This is a genomic window from Streptomyces sp. NPDC005799 (assembly GCF_040630525.1).
Taxonomy (GTDB): Bacteria; Actinomycetota; Actinomycetes; order Streptomycetales; family Streptomycetaceae; genus Streptomyces; species Streptomyces griseorubiginosus_B.
In genome coordinates, this window is sequence record NZ_JBEXXQ010000029.1 from 62,327 (window position 1) to 85,047 (window position 22,721).

General features: G+C 70.6%; 20 protein-coding genes. 11 read left to right on the plus strand and 9 right to left on the minus strand.

The features are described from left to right. The first annotated feature begins 36 nt into the window (after positions 1-36). Positions 37-267: a hypothetical protein gene (locus ABZ453_RS27110; protein ID WP_359018582.1), complete on the plus strand. Its 231-nt coding sequence runs from the start codon at positions 37-39 to the stop codon at positions 265-267. Positions 268-317: 50 nt separating this feature from the next. Here the strand turns inward: ABZ453_RS27110 and ABZ453_RS27115 are convergent, their stop codons facing one another. Further along, a complete protein-coding gene (locus tag ABZ453_RS27115) occupies positions 318-1,619 on the minus strand; it encodes an MFS transporter (protein WP_359018584.1) in 1,302 nt (433 codons plus the stop codon). 60 nt (positions 1,620-1,679) lie between these two features. Further along, positions 1,680-2,282 carry a hypothetical protein gene (locus tag ABZ453_RS27120; protein ID WP_356949080.1) on the minus strand — a complete coding sequence of 201 codons (603 nt, stop codon included), beginning with the start codon at positions 2,280-2,282 and terminating at the stop codon, positions 1,680-1,682. A gap of 124 nt (positions 2,283-2,406) precedes the next feature. On the opposite strand from ABZ453_RS27120, the gene ABZ453_RS27125 reads away from it, so the two are divergent. From ABZ453_RS27125 to ABZ453_RS27135, 3 genes are all read left to right on the plus strand, one after another. After that, positions 2,407-3,480, plus strand: coding sequence for a sialidase family protein (locus ABZ453_RS27125; protein ID WP_359018587.1), 1,074 nt, complete (start codon positions 2,407-2,409; stop codon positions 3,478-3,480). A 37-nt stretch (positions 3,481-3,517) separates the two neighbouring features. Further along, a complete protein-coding gene (gene npdG / locus ABZ453_RS27130) occupies positions 3,518-4,234 on the plus strand; it encodes an NADPH-dependent F420 reductase (protein ID WP_359018589.1) in 717 nt (238 codons plus the stop codon). Between the two features lie 76 nt (positions 4,235-4,310). After that, positions 4,311-4,490: a hypothetical protein gene (locus ABZ453_RS27135; protein WP_133043014.1), complete on the plus strand. Its 180-nt coding sequence runs from the start codon at positions 4,311-4,313 to the stop codon at positions 4,488-4,490. Here the strand turns inward: ABZ453_RS27135 and ABZ453_RS27140 are convergent. Further along, entirely contained in the window at positions 4,480-5,280 is an 801-nt protein-coding gene (locus ABZ453_RS27140; protein ID WP_359018591.1) for a site-2 protease family protein, read from the minus strand. The genes ABZ453_RS27135 and ABZ453_RS27140 overlap by 11 nt on opposite strands. A 190-nt stretch (positions 5,281-5,470) precedes the next feature. Here ABZ453_RS27140 and ABZ453_RS27145 point away from each other — a divergent pair, with 190 nt between their 5' ends. Continuing rightward, positions 5,471-9,016 (plus strand): BTAD domain-containing putative transcriptional regulator, encoded by a 3,546-nt coding sequence (locus ABZ453_RS27145; RefSeq protein ID WP_359018593.1) that lies wholly within the window; start codon positions 5,471-5,473, stop codon positions 9,014-9,016. Positions 9,017-9,019: 3 nt separating this feature from the next. Here ABZ453_RS27145 and ABZ453_RS27150 read toward each other — a convergent pair whose 3' ends face one another. From ABZ453_RS27150 to panB, 3 genes are all read right to left on the minus strand, one after another. Next, positions 9,020-9,841 (minus strand): ABC transporter permease, encoded by an 822-nt coding sequence (locus tag ABZ453_RS27150; protein ID WP_359018595.1) that lies wholly within the window; start codon positions 9,839-9,841, stop codon positions 9,020-9,022. Next, entirely contained in the window at positions 9,838-10,863 is a 1,026-nt protein-coding gene (locus ABZ453_RS27155; RefSeq protein WP_359018597.1) for an ATP-binding cassette domain-containing protein, read from the minus strand. The genes ABZ453_RS27150 and ABZ453_RS27155 overlap by 4 nt, the downstream gene beginning before the upstream one ends. A 188-nt stretch (positions 10,864-11,051) precedes the next feature. Beyond that, positions 11,052-11,918, minus strand: a complete 867-nt coding sequence (gene panB, locus ABZ453_RS27160) for a 3-methyl-2-oxobutanoate hydroxymethyltransferase (protein ID WP_356949074.1) — start codon at positions 11,916-11,918, stop codon at positions 11,052-11,054. A gap of 255 nt (positions 11,919-12,173) precedes the next feature. Here panB and ABZ453_RS27165 point away from each other — a divergent pair, with 255 nt between their 5' ends. The 4 genes from ABZ453_RS27165 to ABZ453_RS27180 all read left to right on the plus strand — a co-directional run bounded on the left by ABZ453_RS27165 (position 12,174) and on the right by ABZ453_RS27180 (position 17,017). Then, positions 12,174-13,763: an MFS transporter gene (locus ABZ453_RS27165; RefSeq protein ID WP_359018600.1), complete on the plus strand. Its 1,590-nt coding sequence runs from the start codon at positions 12,174-12,176 to the stop codon at positions 13,761-13,763. Positions 13,764-13,827: 64 nt separating this feature from the next. Beyond that, on the plus strand, positions 13,828-14,457 hold the full coding sequence (locus ABZ453_RS27170) for a TetR/AcrR family transcriptional regulator (protein WP_359018602.1): 630 nt from the start codon (positions 13,828-13,830) through the stop codon (positions 14,455-14,457). A 195-nt stretch (positions 14,458-14,652) separates the two neighbouring features. After that, positions 14,653-15,702 carry an endonuclease/exonuclease/phosphatase family protein gene (locus ABZ453_RS27175; RefSeq protein WP_359018604.1) on the plus strand — a complete coding sequence of 350 codons (1,050 nt, stop codon included), beginning with the start codon at positions 14,653-14,655 and terminating at the stop codon, positions 15,700-15,702. Between the two features lie 97 nt (positions 15,703-15,799). Next, positions 15,800-17,017: an MFS transporter gene (locus tag ABZ453_RS27180; protein WP_359018606.1), complete on the plus strand. Its 1,218-nt coding sequence runs from the start codon at positions 15,800-15,802 to the stop codon at positions 17,015-17,017. 115 nt (positions 17,018-17,132) lie between these two features. Here the strand turns inward: ABZ453_RS27180 and ABZ453_RS27185 are convergent, their stop codons facing one another. After that, a complete protein-coding gene (locus ABZ453_RS27185) occupies positions 17,133-18,020 on the minus strand; it encodes a G1 family glutamic endopeptidase (protein ID WP_359018608.1) in 888 nt (295 codons plus the stop codon). A 528-nt stretch (positions 18,021-18,548) separates the two neighbouring features. Beyond that, positions 18,549-19,910 carry a glutamine synthetase family protein gene (locus ABZ453_RS27190; RefSeq protein WP_359018610.1) on the minus strand — a complete coding sequence of 454 codons (1,362 nt, stop codon included), beginning with the start codon at positions 19,908-19,910 and terminating at the stop codon, positions 18,549-18,551. Positions 19,911-20,220: 310 nt separating this feature from the next. Between ABZ453_RS27190 and ABZ453_RS27195 the strand changes: the two genes are divergently transcribed. Beyond that, positions 20,221-21,411, plus strand: a complete 1,191-nt coding sequence (locus ABZ453_RS27195) for a globin domain-containing protein (RefSeq protein WP_359018612.1) — start codon at positions 20,221-20,223, stop codon at positions 21,409-21,411. A gap of 35 nt (positions 21,412-21,446) precedes the next feature. On the opposite strand, the gene ABZ453_RS27200 is transcribed toward ABZ453_RS27195, so the two are convergent. Beyond that, positions 21,447-21,884: an Rrf2 family transcriptional regulator gene (locus ABZ453_RS27200; protein ID WP_359018686.1), complete on the minus strand. Its 438-nt coding sequence runs from the start codon at positions 21,882-21,884 to the stop codon at positions 21,447-21,449. A 164-nt stretch (positions 21,885-22,048) separates the two neighbouring features. Here ABZ453_RS27200 and ABZ453_RS27205 point away from each other — a divergent pair, with 164 nt between their 5' ends. After that, positions 22,049-22,720 (plus strand): DUF3105 domain-containing protein, encoded by a 672-nt coding sequence (locus ABZ453_RS27205; protein WP_359018614.1) that lies wholly within the window; start codon positions 22,049-22,051, stop codon positions 22,718-22,720. The last annotated feature ends 1 nt before the right edge of the window (position 22,721 follow it).

Consider the following 22,721-nt stretch of genomic DNA (forward strand, 5'->3'; position numbering starts at 1 on the left):
GGTGGGGGAACATGTCCGAGGCGAGAGGAGCTGGTCATGGCCTTGTTCAAGAAGCGGACGGTCGGGAAGCCGGGGGAGTGGTTCTACTGCCTCGAGCACAAGAAGGTGGAGGAGGGGCCGGAGTGTCCCGCCAAGGACCGGTTCGGGCCCTATGCCTCCCGGCAGGAGGCCGAGCACGCGATGGAGATCGCGCGGGAGCGCAATCTCGAGTGGGAGAACGACCCCAGGTGGCATGACGCCCCCTCGGGGAGCGCGGACGAGGACTGATCAGGCCCGGGCCCCGGACCTGTCGCGAAAGTCCCGCCCGGCAGTAGGCCCTAGGCAGGTGCGGCCGCCGTGCGCCGGTCGCGCAGCCGCAGCGCGTGCTCGTTCGTGCGGACGTCGTAGGTCATCAGCCCCGGCAGACACAGGGCGAGGAGGCCCACGGCTCCCGCGCACAGCAGGCCGCCGGACCACACGGACGTCCGTACGCCCCACCAGGCGGCGAATCCGCCGGAGCGGACCTGGCCCACGGTGGGGCCGATGGAGTACGACAGCAGTTCGATCCCGGCGAGCCTGCCGCGCAGTTCGTCCGGGATCGTCTGATTCCACATCGCGCCCCGGAAGATCCCGCTGACCATGTCACAGCCGCCCGCCACGGTCAGGAACAGCAGCACCAGCCACACGTTGCCCACGACCCCGGCCCCCGCGATCGCCACGCCCCACAGCCCGGCCGACAGCACCACCATCCGCCCGTGCCGGTGCACCCGCGAGGTCCAGCCGCTGGTCAGGCTCACCAGCATCGAACCGAGCGGCACGGCGGCGTACATCAAACCCAGCGACCAGTTCGCGTGCAGTTCGTCCGCGAGGAACGGCAGCACGGCGAGCGGCATCGCCAGGAACATCGCCGCGAGGTCGACGGCGTAGGTGCCGAGCAGCTCCTTGCGGCTCCAGGCGTAACGGGCGCCCTCCGCGATGGCCGCCAGGGACGGCTTCGCGGCCTCGTGCGAGGCCGGTGACGCCGCGATCGGGATCATGAGCGCCACCGAGACGACGAAGGTCGCCAGGTCCGCGCCGTACGCCGAACCGAGCCCCGCGTACGCCACCACCACACCCGCCAGCGCCGGACCCGCGACACCGCCGACCGTCCAGCGCAGCGAGTTCAGCGCCGCCGCGGCCGGCAGGTGCTCGTGGGCCACGATCCTGGGCCACAGGGAGTCGATCGCCGGGCGCTGGAGCGATACCAGGGCGGAGGACAGCGCCGCCACGACGTACAGCGGCCACACGGCCGGGTGGGGGAGCAGCGCGTTGAGCAGCAGCGCGGCCGACAACAGCCCCTGCCCGGCCTCCGTCCAGATGATCAGCCGGCGCTTGTCCAGCGCGTCGGCGAGCGCCCCGCCGTACAGCCCGAACAGCACCAGCGGCAGCAGCTCCACGGCTCCGATCGCCCCGACCGCGGCCGTCGAATCCGTCAGCTCCTTCAACTGCACCGGCAGCGCGACGAACGTCAGGAAGCTCCCGAACGTCGAGATCGCCCCCGACACCCACAGCCGTCGGAAGTCGGCGGAGGCCCGCCAGGGCGTGAGATCGGGCAGGAGGGCGCGGAGCCGGGAGGCGGATGCGGGGGAGTCGTCGGTCACGACCGGTCATGGTCGGCCGCGGCGCGGACCGGAGCAACCGCTTTTCCCGCGGTACGGCTGCTACCAGCCGGTCGGCGGCGGTGCCGTCAGCTGGTCCGCCAGCCGGGACAGACGGTCGCGCAGCCGCCGGTGGACGCGCGGAGCCGGCAGGGAGTTCTCGCCGGCCGCCGCGCTGACCAGATGCTGCACCGTGTCCAGGTCCAGCTCGGAGCCGTCCGGGACGGCGAGCGACTCATGGGCCATCGACTCCAGCTCGCCTTCACCGCCGCCCAGCGCCAGCACCGTCGCCCCGGCCCGCCGCGCGTCGTGCACCCGCTCCAGCAGTGGGACGTCAGGGCAGCTCGGGGAGACCAGCAGCAGCGTCTCACCGCGCCGGGCCGCCGCCAACCGCCCGAGCCCGACCGACAGATGCGCCGGATCCGACGCGCGCGCCCCATGCCGTACGAGAGTCGGCGCCAGCTCCGGCGTGCCCGACCACGCGGCCTCGTCCACCAGATGCGCCGCCAGATGCCAGGGCTCGTACTCCGGCGTGCCCACCAGCAGCAGCCCACCCCCGTGCGACACCACCGACCCGCGCAACGCGCCCGCGAACCGCCGGGTGGCCCCCAACCACTCGGTCCCGGCGAGGACTTCACGCAGCAACGCGACACGTACGGCGTCCATGGGCCCGCATCCTGCCCCAAACGGGCACTCGTGGCCCGCAGTTCACCCCGAATTCGCCCGACCTGGGGAGGGGAGCGGCCTACCGCGAGTGAGCGACCGAAGACGACCACCGAGGAGTACGTACATGGCCGAGACCACCGTCCCTTTCCGCGCCGGCCGTGACGGACACGCCAGTTACCGCATCCCGGCGCTCGTCGTCACCGCCGCCGGCACCCTCCTGGCCTTCTGCGAGGGCCGGGTGGACTCCGCGAGCGACCACGGGCACATCGAGATCGTGCTCCGGCGCTCCACCGACGGCGGCCGCACCTGGGGCCCGCTCCAGGCCGCCGCGAGCAACGGCACCGACCTCGCCGGCAACCCGGCCCCCGTCGTCCTAGACACCGGCCGCGTCCTGCTCGTCCACGTCCGCTCCGCCGCCTCCGCATCCGAGGACCTGATCCTGCGCGGACAGGTCGGCGAGGCCGACGGACGCCGGGTGTGGGTGCAGCACAGCGACGACGACGGGATGACCTGGTCGAGCCCGAGGGAGATCACCGAACAGGTGAAGCGGCCCGGCTGGCGCTGGTATGCCACCACCCCCGGCCACGCCCTCCAGCTGCGCTCCGGCCGGGTCGTCGTCCCCGCCAACCACACCCTCCCGCCCACCGGCACCGACGTCGGCACCGAGGCCAAGTACAACGGCGGCCACTGCCTGCTCAGCGACGACCGCGGCGAGAGCTGGTCCCTCGGATACGTCGACGACAACACCGACGGCTACATCAACGCCAACGAGACCACCGCCGCCGAACTCCCCGACGGACGCGTCTACTTCAACACCCGCAACGACTCACCCTCCCCCGGCAACCGCGCCGACGCCCACTCCGAGGACGGCGGCGAGACCCTGCAGCTCCCCTTCCGCCCCCAGGCCGGCCTCGACGGCCCCGTCTGCCAGGGGAGCCTTCTGCAGCTCCACGACCCGGACGTCCTGCTCTTCTCCGGCCCGGCCTTCCCGTCCGCCCGAGCCCTCATGACCATCCGCGCCTCCATCGACGGCGGCCGGAACTGGCGCCCCGCGTACACGGCCGACGGCCTGCCCGCCGCGTACTGCGACCTGGTCCGCGTCGACCCCGCGACCATCGGACTCCTCCACGAGACGGGGGACTTCGGCCCGTACGAGCGCATCGACTTCCGGCGGGTGCCCGTGACGCGGCTCACCTGAGCGCCGGGGGCGGCCGGGGCGGACGTAAAGTCGCCCCATGACCTCTACCGACAGTGCTGCACAGATCCCCGCGAAGGCCCCCGCCAAGGACCCCTGGGACCTCCCCGATGTCTCCGGGCTCGTCGTCGGGGTGCTCGGCGGGACCGGGCCGCAGGGCAAGGGGCTGGCCTACCGGCTCGCCAAGGCCGGCCAGAAGGTGATCATCGGCTCGCGGGCCGCCGAGCGGGCGCAGTCCGCCGCCGAGGAACTCGGCCACGGCGTCGAGGGCGCCGACAACGCCGAGTGCGCGCGCCGCAGTGATGTCGTGATCGTCGCCGTACCGTGGGACGGGCACGGCAAGACCCTGGAGTCGCTCCGCGAGGAGCTGTCCGGGAAGCTGGTCGTCGACTGCGTGAACCCGCTCGGCTTCGACAAGAAGGGCGCCTACGCGATCAAGCCGGAGGAGGGCAGCGCGGCAGAGCAGGCCGCGGCCCTGCTGCCGGACTCGCGGGTGACCGCCGCCTTCCACCATCTGTCGGCCGTGCTGCTCGAGGACCCGGAGATCGCCGAGATCGACACCGACGTGATGGTGCTGGGCGAGGAGCGGGCCGACGTCGAGATCGTGCAGGCGCTCGCGGGCCGCATCCCCGGCATGCGCGGCATCTTCGCCGGCCGGCTGCGCAACGCCCACCAGGTCGAGTCCCTGGTCGCCAACCTGATCTCCGTGAACCGCCGCTACAAGGCACACGCCGGGCTCCGTGTCACGGACGTGTGAGCGGGTGGGGGACACTGGAGGCGGAAACAGTGTCCCCCCACAGTCCCCCCGAGTCCGCTGACAGGAGCCAACCGAAATGCCCCGCCTCGCCCTCTACGCCCTGATCGTCTGCGTGCTCTCCGTGGCCGCGGCGGTGGTCTCCTTCGTCCAGGGCAGCTGGCTGGGCGTCGTGTGGGTACTGCTGGCGAGCCTGTCGTCGAACATGTGCTGGTACTACGTCAAGCGGGCCCGGGACGCCCGGCGGGTCACGAGCTGATCGAGCAGAACTCGTTCGTGCCCTGCCAGAAGCGGTAGAGCTCCTGACCGCAGTACGAGTCGAAGTCGCTGATCCCCAGGCTGCGCAGGATCGAGTCGATCACGTCGAAGAAGGCGCTGTTGACCGACGGCACCCACAGCAGCGCGAACACGAACAGCAGGCCGAACGGCGCGAAGGGCTCCACCTGCCGCTTGATCTTGTACGACAGCCAGGGCTCGATGACGCCGTAGCCGTCCAGGCCGGGCACGGGCAGGAAGTTCAGGAGCGCGGCCGTGACCTGGAGCAGCGCGAGGAAGGCGAGCGCGAAGCGGAAGTCGCGGGGGACGCCGTCCAGGGCGTGCAGCCAGAACGGGGCGGTGCAGACGACGGCGAACAGGACGTTCGTCAGCGGCCCGGCGGCGGAGATGAGACTGTGCCGCCAGCGGCCCCGGATCCGGTTGCGTTCGATGAAGACGGCACCGCCCGGGAGGCCGATCCCGCCCATGATCACGAACAGTACCGGCAGCACGATGCTGAGCAGGGCATGCGTGTACTTCAGGGGGTTCAGGGTCAGATAGCCCTTGCTGCCGACGGTGATGTCGCCGCTGTGCAGGGCGGTGCGCGCGTGCGCGTACTCGTGCAGGCACAGGGACACCACCCAGGCCGCGGTCACGAACAGGAACACGGCCACGCCCGGCTGCTCGGCGAACCCGGACCAGGTGGCCCAGCCGGTGACCGCCGTGACGGCGAGAATGCCGACGAAGACGGGGCTCATCCGCCGGTCGCTGTGGCGGGTGGTCGCGGTGGTCATGGGGCTCCCTGGACTGAACGTGCACGCGTTGGGACGCCCGACGGTACCGGGCACAGGTGAAAACGTCTCGCGGTGGGGCCGAGGTTCCGGGGAAGGTGGGGGCATGGCTCCGGCGGAGGTCTGTGCTCCTGCTTCGCCCCGCCACCCCGCCCGACCGAATCCCGTGACCGGCCCCGAGCCACCGGAGACAATGGACCCCGTGCGCTATCGCATCCTCGGTACAGCTCAGGCGTTCCGGCCGGACGGCAGCCCCGTCGCCATCGGCGGGGCGCGCCTGCGTGCCCTGCTCACCGTGCTCGCCCTGCGGGCCGGCCGCATCGTGCCCGTCCGCACGCTCGTCGACGAGGTCTGGGACGGCGACCCGCCCGCCGACGCGTCCGGCGCGCTGCAGGCACTGGTCGGACGGCTGCGGCGGGCGCTCGGCGCGGACGCGATCGCCTCGGTGGAGGGCGGCTACCGCCTCACCGCCTCGCCCGACGACGTCGACCTGCACCGTTTCGAACGGCTCACCGGCGAGGGCACCCGAGCCCTGGCCGACGGCGACCCGGCCAAGGCGGCCGGTGTCCTCGACGACGCCCTCGCTCTGTGGCACGGCCCCGTCCTCGCCGACCTCCCCGACGGCACCGCACAGACGGCCCGTCTGGAGACCCGCCGCCTGGACGCCCTGCGCGCCCGCCACACCGCCGCGCTCGCCCTGGGCCACGCCGAACAGTCGCTGCCCGAACTGACCGCCCTGTGCGACACCCACCCCCTCGACGAACCCCTCCAGTCCCTGCGCCTGCGCGCCCTGCGCGACGCGGGCCGTACGGCGGAGGCACTTGCCGCCTTCGAGGACGTACGACAGCTGCTCGCGGACCGGCTGGGAGCCGACCCCGGGCCCGAACTGAGGTCTCTGTACGGGGAGTTGCTCCGCCCGCAGGAGTGGCACGAGCCGGGTGGCGGGCGCGGGCGCGGCGCATCGGGCCAGGCGAACTCCGCCGCCGGGAGGGCGAGTTCGCCCGGCACCCTCGGTGGGGGAGCGCCGGGCACGCCGTCCGGTCCGGGCGCGATCCCCACCTCCGGCCCGACACGCACCCCGGGCGCGTACACGGCTCCGACCGCGGACGGCGCCCCATCCGGCACGAACGCCCACCTGACCGCCGCCCGCATCCCGCTCGCCCCCGATCACGCCGTCCCCAACCATGCCGCCCCCGACTCCGGCAGCCCTTCCATCCCCCAACCCCCCGGCAACCTCCGAGCCCGGCTCACCTCCTTCGTCGGGCGGGAAGCCGACATCGAGGCCATTCGGGGGGACCTCGGCGCGGCTCGGCTGGTCACGTTGCTGGGGCCCGGTGGGGCCGGGAAGACGCGGTTGTCGCAGGAGGCCGCCGAGGCCGTGCGGGACGGTGCGCGGGACGGGGTGTGGCTGGCGGAGCTCGCTCCCGTCGACCACCCGGACGCCGTACCGGAGGCGGTGCTGACCGCCGTGGGCGCCCGGGAGACCGTGCTGTACGGCGCCGGCGCCGAGGCCATGCGGGCGGCCGGGAACGACCGGCACGACGACCCGGTGGAGCGGCTGGCCGAGCACTGCGCCAGGCGGCGGATGCTGATCGTCCTCGACAACTGCGAGCACGTCGTCGAGGCCGCCGCGCGGCTGGTGGAGGAGCTGCTGGAGCGCTGCCCCGAGCTGACGGTACTGGCGACCAGCCGCGAACCCCTCGGCGTACCGGGGGAGTTGCTGCGGCCGGTGGAGCCGCTGCCCGAGCCGGTCGCGCTGCGGCTGTTCGCCGACCGGGGAGCGGCCGCACGGCCGGGGTTCCGGGTCGGGGACGATCCCGCGGCGTGCGCCGAGATCTGCCGGCGGCTCGACGGACTGCCCCTGGCCATCGAGCTCGCGGCCGCCCGGCTACGGATGTTGACGCCACGTCAGATCGCGGACCGGCTGGACGACCGCTTCCGGCTGCTGACCTCCGGCAGCCGTACCGTGCTGCCTCGCCAGCAGACCCTGCGGGCGGTCGTCGACTGGTCCTGGGACCTGCTCGACGAGGAGGAGCGGGACGTGCTGCGGCGGCTGTCCGTCTTCGCCGGCGGCTGTGACCTCGCCGCCGCGGAGGCCGTCTGCGGCCCCTCCGCCCTGGACGTGCTCGGCTCGCTCGTCGACAAGTCCCTTGTGGTCGCCGCCCCTTCGGATGACGGCGGCATGCGCTACCGGCTCCTGGAGACCGTCGCCGAGTACGCCGGCGAGCGGCTCGACGAGGTGGGGCGGCGCACGGAGACCGAGCGCGCCCATCTGACGTACTACCGCGAACTCGCCCGCACCACCGACCCGTTGCTGCGTGGCCCCGGACAGCTCGCCGCGATCGCCCTGCTGGAGCGCGAGTACGAGAACCTGCGCACCGCCCTGCGGCACGCGGTCGCCGAACGCGACGAGCAGGAGGGCCTCTGCCTCGTCCTGTCGCTGGCCTGGTACTGGCAGATGAGGGACGCGCGCATCGAGGCCCGCAACTGGTGCGCCGAGGTCATGGCCCTGGGCCCCGACCCCTTCACCGCCCCCGTCCGGCGCGCCGCCCCCCTCTGGCAGCGCTGCAGCGAGGTCCCGCCGCCGTACATCGGCGACCTCCTCGACGAGGCCCGGCGCGGTGTCCATCTCGCCCATCTGGCCTGTATGGACACCGAGTTGGAGGCCTGGGAGACCCCGGCGGCCAAGGAGAAGCTGCGGATCATCAGCGAGGTGTACGAACCGGGGCTGCCGCAGACCTGCCATTCCCCCGGAATGATCTGGTTCTACGCGGTGATGCTGACCGGCCGTGTGGAGCAGCTGCCGGTGATCCTGAACGCCTGCGTCGAGACCTGCCGGGCCACCCCGGGCATGGAGTGGGACCTCGCCGCCGTACTGCAGATGCGCGCCAACCTCCTCGCCAACCGCAGTGACTGGGCGGGCGACGCGGCCCGCGACGCCGACGAGTCGCTGGAGATCTACCGGCGGCTCGGCGACCTGTGGGGCACCGCCGAGGCACTGTCCGCGCGCGGGGAGGCCCATGAACGTGTCGGCGAGTACCGTCTCGCCGCTGCCGACTACGAGGCCGCGATCGAGCAGGCGGGACGCCTCGGCGCACGCGCCCAGATGGCCGTGCTGGGTGCCAGGCTCGGCAGCGCGCTCATGGAGGCCGGAGAGAACGAGCGGGGTGAGCGGATCCTGCGCGAGGTGATCGACAGCGCGGAAGGGTCCGGCAACGAGGCCATGCCCGCCGCCCGTATGTTCCTCGCCGGACGCCTCGGCATGACCGGGCGCATCCCGGAGGCGCGCGAGCAACTGCGGCTGTTGCGCGAGGAGTTCAAGATCGTGCACTTCGTCGTCTTCGAAGCCTTCATCCTCGGCTCCGAGGCCTGGATCGAGGCGCTCGACGGCAACTACGAACTCTCCCTGGACAAGACCCGGCAGTGCCTGGAACGGGCCGCCGACCCGCTGACCGTGGCCATCGCCCCGCACATGAACCCGCTGTACCTGGCCCTCTGCGCGATCGGCCTCGCCGAGACCGAGGGCGGCCGCCGGGCCCGGGACGGCGCCCGCGCCCTGGGCGCGGCCGAGGCGTCCCTGCCGCCGAGCCATGTGGCGACGAGCCTGGAACGCGACGTGTACGACCGGGCCCGACGGCACACCCGCGCCGTGCTCGCCGACGCGGAGTACGAGGCCGCGCACGCCGAGGGCGGCGGCCTCTCCCTCGCGGAGGCCACCGCCCTGGTCCGGGACCGCTGAACGTCAGCTCTTGGTGCGGAACTTGTGGATCGCGTACGGCGCGGCGATCGCCGTGATCGCCACCGACCAGCCCAGCGTCACCCACAGGTCGTGCGCGACCGGGCCGCCCACCATCAGTCCGCGCGCCGCGTCGGCGAGGGTGGAGAGCGGGTTGTAGTCGGTGAAGGTCTGCAGCCAGCCCGGCATGGAATTCGTCGGCGCGAAGATCGACGAGCCGAACTGCAGCGGGAACAGCACCAGGAAGCCCATCGCCTGCACGGACTGGGCGTTCTTCAGGACCACGCCCAGGGTGAGGAACACCCACATGATCGACGAGGCGAACACCGCGGACAGGCCCACGGCCGCCAGCAGACCGCCCCAGTGGTGGATGTGGAAGCCGACGAGCACGGCGACGATCATCAGCACGGTCGTCGCGAACAGCATCCGCAGCAGCTCCACCGTGATCTTGGCGAAGAGCACGGAGCCGCGTCCGATCGGCAGGGACCGGAAGCGGTCCATGACACCGGAGTTGAAGTCCTGGCTGAAGCCGGTGCCGACGCCCTGGGAGAGCGTCATGCTCATCATCGCGATCATGCCCGGGATGACGTACTGCACGTACCCGTCCTGACCGCCGCCCAGCGCCTGTCCGATCGAGCCGCCGAAGACGTACACGAACAGCAGGGTGAAGACGACGGGCATCAGCAGCGCGTCGAACATCGACTCGGGGTCCTGCCGGATCCACAGCAGGTTGCGGCGGATCAGGGCGCCGGTGTGGCGCAGGTGTCCGCGCAGCGGGATGCGGGTGTCGGACGCGGTGACGGGGGCGGTGGCGGTGGCGGCGCTCATACGGCGACCTCCTCGCGGGTGTCGGCGGGCACGGTGTCCTGCGGGGCGCTGGCGCGGTGGCCGGTGAGGGAGAGGAACACCTCGTCCAGGCTGGGCAGTTCGGTGGTGATGGAGGACAGGGTGATGCCGCGGGCGGTCACGGCCGAGACCACGGCGGTCAGCTGCTCGTCGCTGAGGACCGGGACGAGGACGGCACCGCTGTCGGCGTCGACGGTCGTGGTCGCGAGGCCGGTGATGCCGAGCTCGTCGAGGGCGGCGGCGAGCGGCCGCAGCTGCACCGGATCGGCGGGCCGCACCCGCAGCGTCCGGCCGCCGACCTTCGCCTTCAGCTCCTCGATGCCACCGCCGGCGATGACCTTGCCCCGGTCGACGACGGTCAGCTCGGAGGCGAGCTGCTCGGCCTCCTCCATGTACTGGGTGGTGAGCAGGACGGTCACGCCGTCACCGACCATGGCCTTGACCTCGTCCCAGACCTCGTTGCGGGTGCGGGGGTCGAGTCCGGTCGTCGGCTCGTCCAGGAACAGCACCTGGGGCCGGCCGATCATGGAGGCGGCGAGGTCGAGCCGGCGCCGCATACCGCCGGAGTAGGTGCTTGCGGGCCGCTTGGCGGCGTCCGTCAGCGAGAACCGCTCCAGCAGTTCGTCGGCGCGGGCGCGGGCGTCCTTGCGGGGCAGGTCGAGCAGGCGCCCGATCATGTAGAGGTTCTCCCAGCCGGGGAGCTTCTCGTCGACGGAGGCGTACTGCCCGGTCAGCCCTATGACCCGGCGCAGCTGGCGGGGCTGGCGCAGTACGTCGTACCCGGCGACCGTCGCCTGACCGGCGTCGGGGCTCAGCAGGGTGGACAGAATCCGCACGAGGGTGGTCTTTCCGGCGCCGTTCGGCCCGAGGACACCCATCACGGTGCCCTCGCGCACGTCCAGGTCGACCCCGTCCAGCGCCTTGGTCTCGCCGTAGTGCTTGACCATCCCCCGTACGGTGACGGCGTTCTCGCCGCCGCTGGAGTTCTTGTCGATTCGTGTCATGCCGAGAACGGTGCCAGCCCCGGCCTACAAACCACCGACACATCACCTACAGCCCCGCGCCGGTGCCTACACCGCGCCGACAAAGCAGCAGCCCGCCGACGGGGGAAGATCGGCGGGCTGCCTCTGTGCCGCTGTGGCTTGGGTGACGGAGTGCTCGTCGTGGCTTGGGTGACGGAGTGCTCGTGGCCCTAGTGGACGGAGTGCTCGTCGAGGGGGAAGGTGCCGCCGACGACGTCCTCCGCGAACTCCTTGACCGCGTTGCCCATGACCTCGCGGAGGTTGGCGTACTGCTTGACGAACTTCGGGACCCGGCCGGACGTCAGCCCCAGCATGTCGGTCCACACCAGCACCTGCGCGTCCGTCTCGGGACCCGCGCCGATGCCGACCGTCGGGATGTGCAGCACCCGCGTCACCTCGGCCGCGAGCTCCGCCGGAACCAGCTCCAGGACCACCGCGAAGGCGCCCGCGTCCTGCACGGCCTTGGCGTCCCGCAGCAGCTGCTGCGCCGCCTCCTCGCCGCGTCCCTGCACCCGGTAGCCCATCGCGTTCACCGACTGCGGGGTCAGCCCGATGTGCGCCATGACAGGGATCCCGGACTCCACCAGCAGCCGGATCTGCTCGTGCGACCGCTCGCCGCCCTCCAGCTTGACCGCCCCGACGCCGGCGTCCTTGACCAGCCGGGTCGCCGAGCGCAGCGCCTGCACCGGTCCCTCCTGGTAGGAGCCGAAGGGGAGGTCGCCGACGATCAGCGCGCGCTGCGTGCCGCGGACGACGGCCGCCGACAGCATGGTCATCTCGTCCAGTGTGACGGGCACGGTCGTCTCGTACCCGAGATGGCAGTTGCCCGCCGAGTCGCCGACCAGGATCACCGGGATACCGGCCTCGTCGAAGACGGACGCGGTCATCGCGTCGTAGGCGGTGAGCATGGGCCACTTCTCGCCGCGTTCCTTGGCGAGGGCGATGTCGCGAACGGTGATACGGCGGGTGCCCTTGCCCCCGTACAGCGCCTTGCTGCCGTCGGAGGGCTTCGCGTGGGCAGCCGAAAGCTGCGTCATTGCAACGGCTCCTTCAGTCATCTCGAGGCGCCCTGTCGGCGTCCCCGGATCACCCCCATGGTGGCACTTCGTGCCGGGGAGGGCCAGAGGGTCCCCGAGGGACACCGGTCACGTGACGCGAGGGCCACTCGTGCGGGGCTCGAGGGCCGTTCGGGTGAGGCTCGACGGCCGCTCGCGTAAGGATGGAGTAAAAACAATTCCGATACGGCACCGTCTCGTATCGGAATGGCGTCGGACATGCCTACTCTGGACCACATGACCTCTGCACCCGCCCCTGCCACCCGGATACCCGAAGCCGTGCACCGGCGCCGCTGGGCGATCCTCGGCGTTCTGATGCTGAGCCTGCTGATCGTGGTGCTCGACAACTCCATCCTGAACGTCGCCATCAAGACGATCTCCACCCCGGCCCCCACGGGCCTGGGCGCCACGCAGAGCGAGCTGGAGTGGGCGATCAACGCCTACACGCTCGTCTTCGCCGGCCTGCTGTTCACCTCCGGCCTCATCGGCGACCGGGTGGGCCGTAAGAAGGTGCTGCTCGGCGGTCTCGTCGTGTTCGGCGCCGGCTCCGCGCTGGCCGCCGAGTCCGGCTCCCCGACCCAGCTCATCGCCTTCCGGGCGCTGATGGCCCTCGGTGCCGCCTTCGTGATGCCGGCCACCCTCGCGGTCCTGATGAACGTCTTCGAGCGCGAGGAGCAGCCCAAGGCCATCGGCATCTGGGCCGGCGGCGTCGGCCTCGCCATCGCCATCGGCCCCATCACCGGCGGTCTGCTCCTGGACCACTTCTGGTGGGGCTCGGTCTTCCTGATCAACGTCCCGATCGTGATCCTCGCCCTGGTGCTGATGGTCTGGCTGGTCCCCGACTCCCGCGACCCCAGGCCCGGCCGGCTCGACCCGATCGGCGTCGTGCTGTCCGTCGTCGGCCTGGTCCTGCTGGTGTACGGCATCATCAAGGGCGGCCAGCTCGCCGACTTCACCGACCCCCAGGTGCTGTCGACCATCGCCGCCGGTCTCCTCGTGCTCGCCGGGTTCGTGGTCTTCGAGAAGCGCAGCGACCACCCCTCGCTCGACGTCACGTACTTCAAGAACAAGGTGTTCTCGGCCGCCATGGCCGCCATCGCGCTGGTCTTCTTCGCGCTGATGGGCGTGACGTTCTTCGCCGTCTTCTACACCCAGAGCGTGCGCGGCTACTCGCCGCTGCAGTCCGGTCTGCTGATGCTGCCGCTGGCCGCCGCGCAGCTGATCTTCGCGCCGCGCGCCCGGCTGCTGGTCGACCGGTTCGGCAACAAGGTCACCACCGGCGGAGGTCTGGTGCTGCTCGCGGGCATGCTCGCCGCGTTCGCGGGCTTCGAGGCGGACACCCCCATCTGGGTGCTGGAGGTCGTCTTCTTCCTCATGGGCACCGGCATGGCGCATGTGATGACCCCGACCAGCGTGGTCATCATGCAGGCCCTGCCGCGTGAGAAGGCCGGTTCCGCCTCCGCGCTGAGCAACACCTTCCGCCAGGTCGGCGGCGCCCTCGGCATCGCCGTCCTCGGCTCGGTGCTGTCCACCGCCTACCGCAACGGCATCGAGGGCAAGCTCGGCCTCCTGCCGCCCGGTCTGCGGGACACCGCCGCCGAGTCCATCGAGGCCACCCTCGGCGTCGCCGCGAAGCTCGGTCCCCGCGGAAAGGCGCTGGTCAGCCAGGCCAACGACGCCTTCCTGCACGCCATGCACGTCACCGCCCTGTGCGGCACCGTCGTCGCGCTGCTCGGCGCGGTGGTGGCGTTCTGGTTCCTGCCGGGCAAGCCCCCGGCGCGTCAGAAGGGCGAGGAGCAGCAGGAGTTGGTGGCCGCGGCGGAATAGCGTCTTCCGTCGCACCGGGGGACAGCAGGGAGAATCGCTCCAGCACGAGGAAGGGACGACACACGTGAGCCTCGCCGACAGCCCAGCCGCTTCCGGGGCCCCCGTCCGGGGACGCCCCCGCAGCGAGGCGGTCGAACGCGCCGTCATCGAGGGGGTCATGAAGCTCCTGGAGGACGGTGTCCCGCTCGCCGAGCTCTCCATCGAGCGCATCGCGCGGACCGCCGGGGTCGGCAAGGCCACCATCTACCGCCGCTGGAGCGGCAAGGAGGAGCTGTTCGTCGAGGTCGTCCGCAGCGCCGAGCCCCCCGGCCCCCAGCTGCCGGGCACCTCCATGCGCGACGACCTGGTGGCCCTGCTGGAGCAGCTGCGCCAACGGGGCCTGATGACCCGCTCCTCGGCCATCCTGCACAACGTGCACGCCCAGATGAAGAGCAGCCCCAAGATATGGGCCGCCTACCACGCCACGGTCGTCAGGCCGCGCCGCGAACTGCAGATCTCCATCCTGCGCCGCGGCCAGGCCGACGGCGAGCTGCGCACCGACCTGGACGTCGAACTGCTGAACGACATGTTCGTCGGCCCGATGCTCTTCCGGACCCTGATGCGCCCGGACGCCGACCTGCCTGACGGCCTGTCGGAGGAGATCGTCGACACCTTGCTCGAAGGACTACGGCCCGTCAGTTCACCGGCCGCGTAGCCCGAATGTGCGCGTTCCGTCACAGAGCACGCTTACCGCCCGCCGATCCGGAACCCCTCCGACCGGCTTCCACGTCCCACTGCCCGTACGGCCGTCATGGGACGGCGGAACCGAACCGATCATCCCCTAGGGTTTTAGGGACGCCCCTTCGCGGGTGATGGATGGTGTGCACGGCAGGCAGTGAGGCGACGCGGTATGGCGCAGCAGGCGTACATGACGGAGACGGACAACGGAGGCTCGGGACCCGAGCGCCGTAGAGACCGGTTCCGGCGCCTGATGTCACATCTGTTCTCCGGCTGGCGCGGCGACCCCGGAATCTGGCGGCGCGGCATGGTTCTCGCCGCGCTCGCGGTGATCCTCGCCCTGGTCATGCTGCTGCATGCCCGGATCCCCAACCGGGTGGGCAACCTGGGCAGTCTCACCGAGACCTTCCTGCCCTGGCTGGGCCTGCTGATCCCGGTGCTGCTCCTGTCGGCCCTGGTACGCAAATCGGCCACCGCGCTGATCGCGCTGCTGGTGCCGGTGACTGTCTGGCTGAACCTCTTCGGCGGACTGCTCAGCGACAAGACCGGCAGCGGCGGCGACCTCACCGTCGCCACGCACAACGTCAACGCCGACAATCCCGACCCGTCCGGCACCGCCCGTGACGTGGCCGCCTCCGGCGCGGACGTGGTGGCCCTGGAGGAGCTGACCGCGACGGCCGTCCCGGTCTACGAGCGGGCGCTGGAGTCGACGTACAAGTACCACTCGGTCCAGGGCACCGTCGGGCTGTGGAGCAAGTACCCGATGAGCGACGTGCGGGCCGTCGACATCAAGCTCGGCTGGACCCGCGCCATGCGTGCCACGGTGACCACGCCCGAGGGCCCGGTCGCCTTCTACGTCGCCCACCTGCCCTCGGTCCGGGTCAAGCTGGAGGCCGGGTTCACCGCCCGTCAGCGGGACACGAGCGCCGACGCGCTGGGCGAGGCCATCGCCGACGAGAGGCTGCCGCGCAAGATCCTGCTCGGCGACCTCAACGGCACCATGAACGACCGCTCCCTCAACGGCGTCACCTCCCAGATGCGCTCCACCCAGGGCGCGGCGGGCAACGGCTTCGGGTTCAGCTGGCCGGCGTCGTTCCCGATGGCGCGGATCGACCAGATCATGGTGCAGGGCATCGAGCCGGTGAGTTCCTGGACGCTGCCCGCGACCGGCAGCGACCACCTTCCGGTGGCCGCCCGTGTGAACCTCGACACCAGCTCGTAACCCGCTGGAATACCGGGCCTGAAAGGCTTTGTTCCGCCAGTGAACATACACGGGCGGAACACACGCCTCTCCACCCCCGAAAGGAACAGGCCCCTTCATGCCCCTGGCCCTGCTCGCACTGGCCGTCGGCGCTTTCGGCATAGGCACCACCGAGTTCGTGATGATGGGCCTGCTGCCCGACGTCGCGGACGACCTGCACATCTCGATCCCCACCGCCGGACACCTGGTGTCGGCGTACGCGCTGGGCGTCGTGATCGGTGCCCCGCTTCTCGCCGCGCTCACCGCCCGGATGTCGCGCCGCACGGTCCTGATCGGCCTGATGGCGCTGTTCGTCGCGGGCAACGCGCTGTCCGCGTTCGCCCCCGGCTACGACTCCCTGCTGGCCGCCCGCTTCCTCAGCGGCCTGCCGCACGGCGCCTTCTTCGGCGTCGGCGCCGTCGTCGCGACGAACATGGTCGCGCCGGAGCGCAAGGCCCGCTCGGTCTCGCTGATGTTCCTGGGCCTGACGGTCGCCAACATCGCGGGCGTACCCGTCGCCACGCTCATGGGCCAGCACCTGGGCTGGCGCGCCACCTTTCTCGGCGTCAGCGTGATCGGCCTGGCCGCGATCGCCTCACTGGCCGCCCTGATCCCGCACGACCACACCCACGCACCCGCCGCCGGACTGCGCCGCGAACTGTCGGCCCTGCGCTCGCTCCCCGTCTGGCTGGCCCTCGGCACCACGGTCGCCGGCTTCGGCGCGCTGTTCGCCGCCTACAGCTACATCACCCCGATGCTCACCGGCGCCGCCGGATACGCCGAGTCCAGCGTCACCGTGCTGCTGGCCCTGTTCGGCGTCGGCGCGACGGCCGGCAACCTCGTCGGCGGCCGCCTCGCGGACCACTCCCTGCGGGGCACACTCTTCGGCGGCCTGGTCTCCCTGGCGGCCGTACTCGCCCTCTTCCCGCTCCTGATGCACGCGCGGTGGAGCGCCGCGCTGGCGGTCGCCCTGCTCGGCGCGGCGGCCTTCATCACCGGCTCGCCCCTGCAGCTGATGGTCATGGAGAAGGCGTCGGCGGCCCCGTCGCTCGCATCCTCCGCGAACCAGGCCGCGTTCAACCTGGCGAACGCCGGGGGCGCCTGGATCGGCGGCGTCGCCCTGGCGGCGGGCTTCGGAGCGACGTCTCCGTCACTGGCGGGCGCGATGCTGGCGGTGCTGGGGCTGGGCGTGGCGGGGGTTGCTTACGGGGTGGACCGGCGCCGGGTTCCGCAGAGCGGGACGGGCCGACTCGTCGCCGTACATCTGCCGGAGGCGTCGGAAGTACTGCACCGCTGACGTCCACATCGACCGTGCGCATGCCGCCGGAACGGCACGAAGCCCCTCGCGCCGCTCCCGGCGGCCAGCCCCGTGCCCAGCTGTACCGCCGCTGTGACCTGCCACGCTTGGATGGCTAGGCGCTCGACGACGTGCTGATCGACACCTTCGAGCAGATGTGCTCAGATCCCTTGGCCTTGTGGATTACCGTGACGTCCGAGTCGCTTGGCTTCGTCGCGGGCGCAGCCAAGACAGGACTGGAACTTGGATCACTCGAGTCATCAGTGATCTCCCACTGTTTCCATGTTCCAGTGCCTCCCGGTCCACGGTGAATCGTTATGCTTCCGAAGTCAGGCAGCACATCCCGGCAATTCGAACTACCATCGCCAAACCATTCAGTACGGTGGGGTCTTTCCACAATCCATTCCTTTGAGGAAGTGGCTCTTCCCTTGTCTCGTGAGATCGCCACGGGTGGGATCTCGACGCTTTCCCCGTTCTTTGTCACATCGAATCTGTAGGTCCATTTTCCCTGCGCGTCCTTGACGTGCTCGATCTTTGCTGAGATTCGAGCATTCGCGTCTACGCCACCCAGCGTCTCACCGTGAGCCCCCGTGCGGTCGATCCATTCATAGACGAGTTGATGGAATGCCATGCCGGCCAGACAAACGGTGACTGTCCCTGCTTTGATGAGCGGTTCGGTGTCTCCAGCCTTGTTAACCCTCTCTGCTCCGCCCAGGCCAACCCATACGGCGAAACTGGGCTGGTGATCGGGGTTGTGCAAGTCAGGGCACCTCACCGTGGAGGCCCGCCAGGATCCTTCAACCGACTGGGCTTGCGGGCCGGCTATCTCAAGGCCGGCCCATCCCGGGTTCGGAACTGGTTCCGTTGTTGCGCTTGCAGGTGCAGAAGTCAAAGAAAGGAGAGCTGCTGTTGCGCCGGCCAGAAAGATTCGACACTTCATGGCACAATTTCGATTCGGGAATTCCGCATGAGCGGTTGGGGAGATTGAGTGTCCGTCGCTCATGGATGAGCCTCTATGGGATCACGAAGCCCCGCGCTCATTCGGTTCAGACCACATGGGGTCACCCCATCACTTCTACCGGAACACTGTTGCCCGCTATGCGCAACCTGGACAGCGGCAAGCCGGAACACATCCGAGACTGGCTCAGCGAGTTGGTGCGGGCCGTACCGCAGCGTTGCCGGAGCGCTACCCCGCGAGTGGCTCCGGCCGGACGGCCCGCTTATCACGAAGCGGTTGCTCTTCACCTGCCTCGATGGTGCGGGAGCGGTCCGCCGGACCGACTTCAACGACCGCAGTTCTACGCCGCCGTCCTGCTGGACGCCGACGAGAACATCAAGGCCCTGAGTCACTCCGCACCTCATGCCGAGCAGACGCACGGGCCCGGAAGGCCGTGGACAGCCTCTACGAGGGCACCGATCCGGCGCCCGACGGCCCAGAGGCGGCCCAGGGTCAGTGAGACGCAGTGAGGCCGACGGTCGTGGACCGTCGGCCTCACTTGCCGAATCAGCGTGAAACCACCCTGACCTGCCCCTACAGCACCGGCAGGTTCTTCCGCAGCTCAAAGGCGGTCACCTCGGAGCGGTACTCCTCCCACTCCTGGCGCTTGTTGCGCAGGAAGAAGTCGAAGACGTGCTCGCCCAGCGTCTCGGCGACCAGGTCGCTGCGTTCCATCAGGGTCAGGGCCTCGCCGAGGTTCTGGGGGAGGGGCTCGATGCCCATCGCCCGGCGTTCCGCGTCGGAGAGGGCCCAGACGTCGTCCTCGGCGCCCGGAGGGAGTTCGTAGCCCTCCTCGATGCCCTTGAGGCCGGCGGCCAGCAGGACGGCGTAGGCCAGGTACGGGTTGGCTCCGGAGTCGAGGGAGCGGACCTCCACGCGCGCGGAGCCGGTCTTGCCGGGCTTGTACATCGGGACGCGGACCAGGGCCGAGCGGTTGTTGTGGCCCCAGCAGATGTAGGAGGGAGCCTCGCCACCGGCGCCGGCCGTGCGCTCCGAGCCGCCCCAGATGCGCTTGTAGGAGTTGACCCACTGGTTGGTGACCGCGGAGATCTCCGCCGCGTGGCGCAGCAGGCCCGCGATGAAGGAGCGGCCGACCTTGGAGAGCTGGTACTCCGAGCCGGACTCGTAGAAGGCGTTGCGGTCACCCTCGAAGAGGGACAGGTGCGTGTGCATGCCGGAGCCGGGGTGCTCGGAGAACGGCTTCGGCATGAAGGTCGCCTGCACCCCCTGCTCCAGCGCCACCTGCTTCATGACCAGGCGGAAGGTCATGATGTTGTCGGCCGTGGACAGGGCGTCGGCGTAGCGCAGGTCGATCTCCTGCTGGCCGGGGGCGCCCTCGTGGTGGGAGAACTCGACTGAGATGCCCATCGACTCCAGCATGGTGATCGCCTGGCGGCGGAAGTCCATGCCGATGTTCTGCGGGGTGTGGTCGAAGTAGCCGGAGTTGTCGGCGGGGGTGGGGCGCGTGCCGTCCAGCGGGCGGTCCTTCAGCAGGAAGAACTCGATCTCCGGGTGCGTGTAGAAGGTGAAGCCCAGGTCGGAGCCGCGCGTGAGGGCGCGCTTGAGGACGTAGCGCGGGTCGGCGAAGGACGGGGAGCCGTCCGGCATGAGGATGTCGCAGAACATCCGCGCCGTGCCGGGGGCCTCGGCGCGCCAGGGCAGGATCTGGAAGGTGGACGGGTCCGGCTTGGCGATCATGTCGGACTCGTACACGCGGGCGAAGCCCTCGATGGCCGAACCGTCGAAGCCGATGCCCTCATCGAACGCCTGTTCAAGCTCGGCGGGGGCCACGGCGACGGACTTGAGGAAGCCCAGCACGTCCGTGAACCACAGGCGTACGAACCGGATGTCGCGCTCCTCCAACGTCCGGAGCACGAACTCCTGCTGCTTGTCCATCTTCCGCTTCCCCATCCTTGCTGGTCAGGCCGCCTGTCTCCCTGTCCCGCAGGAGGCGGTCGGGCACCTGAGCATCACACCACAACAGCATTTCATGCGCGTTGCGGACCTTGATCGTCGAAGCGACCTCGGCCTGAACGCCTCACGTACGCCAGGTGTACGGCTCTGCTGCCCATATTGCCTGCTCGGACTGACATCCGTAATGCCCGGCCCCGCCTCACGCGTGACCATCGCCACGCCCGCTTAATTTGCATTTCAGATTCCAGTTTAAATACGGTTCCGATCAGCCGAGTTCACGAGGAGCCCCCCGATGCTGTCCGAACCAGCCGCCGCAACCGTCCGCGCCACCCTCCCCGCCGTCGGAGCGCACCTCGACGAGATCACCGAGCGCTTCTACGCCGGCCTGTTCGCCGCCCGCCCGGAGCTGCTGCGCGACCTGTTCAACCGCGGCAACCAGGCCGCCGGCACCCAGCGCCAGGCCCTGGCCGGCTCGATCGCCGCCTTCGCGACCCACCTCTTGGACCACCCGGACCGGCGGCCGGACGCGATGCTCACCCGCATCGCCCACAAGCACGCCTCCCTCGGCGTCGCTCCCGAGCAGTACGCCCTGGTCCACGAGCACCTCTTCGCCGCCATCGCCGAGGTTCTGGGCGAGGCCGTCACCCCGGAGGTCGCGGCCGCCTGGGACGAGGTCTACTGGCTGATGGCGAACGCCCTCGTGGCGATCGAGAAGCGGCTGTACGAGGAGAGCGCGGACGGGTCCGGCTGGCGGAAGTGGGAGGTCGTCGAGCGGGTCACCGAGACCGCCGACGTGGTCTCCTTCCGGCTGCGGCCCGTCGACGGCGGCCCGGTCGCCGACTTCCGCGCGGGCCAGTACGTCTCCGTACGCGCCGAACTCCCGGACGGCGCCCGCCAGATACGCCAGTACAGCCTCACCGGCACCCCCGGCTCGACCCTGCGCCGGATCAGCGTCAAGCGCGTCTACGACGGCGCCTCACCCGACGGCGAGGTCTCCCACCACCTCCACGCGCGCGTGCGTGAGGGCGACGTCCTGGAGCTGTCCGCCCCGTACGGCGACCTCGTCCTGGACGCGACCGACGGCACCCCGCTGCTGCTCGCGTCCGCCGGCATCGGAGTGACCCCCATGATCGCGATGCTGGCCCGGCTCGCGGCGGACGGTCACGGCGGCCCGGTCACCGTCGTCCACGGCGACCGTTCCCCCGCCGACCACGCCCTGCTCGCCGATCACGAGGCCCACACGGCGAAGCTCGCGGATGCCGCGGCGCACTTCTGGTACGAGCAGGACGCCACCCCGGGTAGCCGCACCGGCCTGGTCGACCTCGCCGGCGTCGACGTATCCGACGGCACGCGCGCGTACCTGTGCGGTCCGCTTCCCTTCATGCGCGCGGTCCGCGCGCAGCTGATCGGGAAGGGCGTGGCCCCGGCCGACATCCACTACGAGGTGTTCGGCCCCGACCTCTGGCTCGCCGCCCAGGCCTGACGGGCCCCGGCCCACCCCGAGAAACCCTGAGAGGTCTAGGAAGCGCGGCCGATCTCCAGCAGGAGTGGTCCGGTCGGGGCGGCGACCATGTCGGCCACCGTCAGCGGGTCCAGCGAGGCGTAGAAGGCCTCCTGGGCCCGGCGCAGGGCGCCCCGAAGACGGCAGGCGGAACTCAGGGGGCAGGGGGAGGCGCCGCCCTCGCAGTCGACGACGTCACCGTCGCCCTCGAAGGCGCGCACCACACCGCCGACGGAGGCCGTACGGCCCTTCGCGCTCAGCGACAGCCCGCCGCCCCGGCCACGGCGGGCGTCGACCAGCCCCTGGTGCTGGAGTTCGGCGACGACCTTCGCCGCGTGCGTGTACGGCACGTCCATGTCCGCCGCGACCTCGCGGGTCGTCGGACTGGACTCGCCGGCGACGGCGAGCCGCATCAGGACGCGCAGGGCGAGGTCGGTGGAGCGCAGCAGCCGCATATGGGCAGCGTAGATAATGCGCATCTGCGGTTCAAATTATCGCTCGATTCCTGTCGGATACGTATCGATCCGGCCTTTCCTGCGCCCTGCCTGCGAATAGCCCCTCCGTCCCCATTACGATCAGCCCACCCGACGTCCCTTCCTCCCCCATAAGGACACCCGCCATGGGCTCGAAGACCACCAGTGCCGCTCGCAAGGCGCGCATAGAGGAGATGCGGCGCGCCGAGAAGGCCCGTGAGCGGCGCAATCGCATCCTCGTCATCGGCGCGAGCGTGGTCGTCGTCGCCGGCCTCGTCGTCGGCGGTGTGGTCCTCGTCAACAACCAGTCGGACAAGAAGAGCGACACCGCGAGCGACGCCAAGGGCGGCAGCTCCGGGGATTCCGGGCACTTCACCACGGGCAAGGACGGCGTGCAGACCTGGGCGGGCAAGCTGTCCCGCAACCACGTCTCGGGGACGGTGAGTTACCCGATGCACCCGCCGGTCGGCGGCAACCACAACCCGGTGTGGCTCAACTGCAACGGCAACGTCTACACCAAGGCCGTCAAGGACGAGAACGCCGTGCACGCGCTGGAGCACGGCGCGGTGTGGGTGACGTACACCGACAAGGCGAAGAAGTCCGACGTGGACACGCTCGCGGCGAAGGTGAAGCAGACGCCGTACTCGCTGATGAGCCCGTACACCAACCAGACCTCGCCGATCGAGCTGACGGCGTGGGGCCACCAGCTGGGCGTGACGAGCGCGGACGACCCGAAGGTCGCCAAGTTCCTCGAGACGTACGTCCAGGGGAAGCAGACGCCTGAGCCGGGTGCCTCGTGCACGGGCGGGACGATGTGAG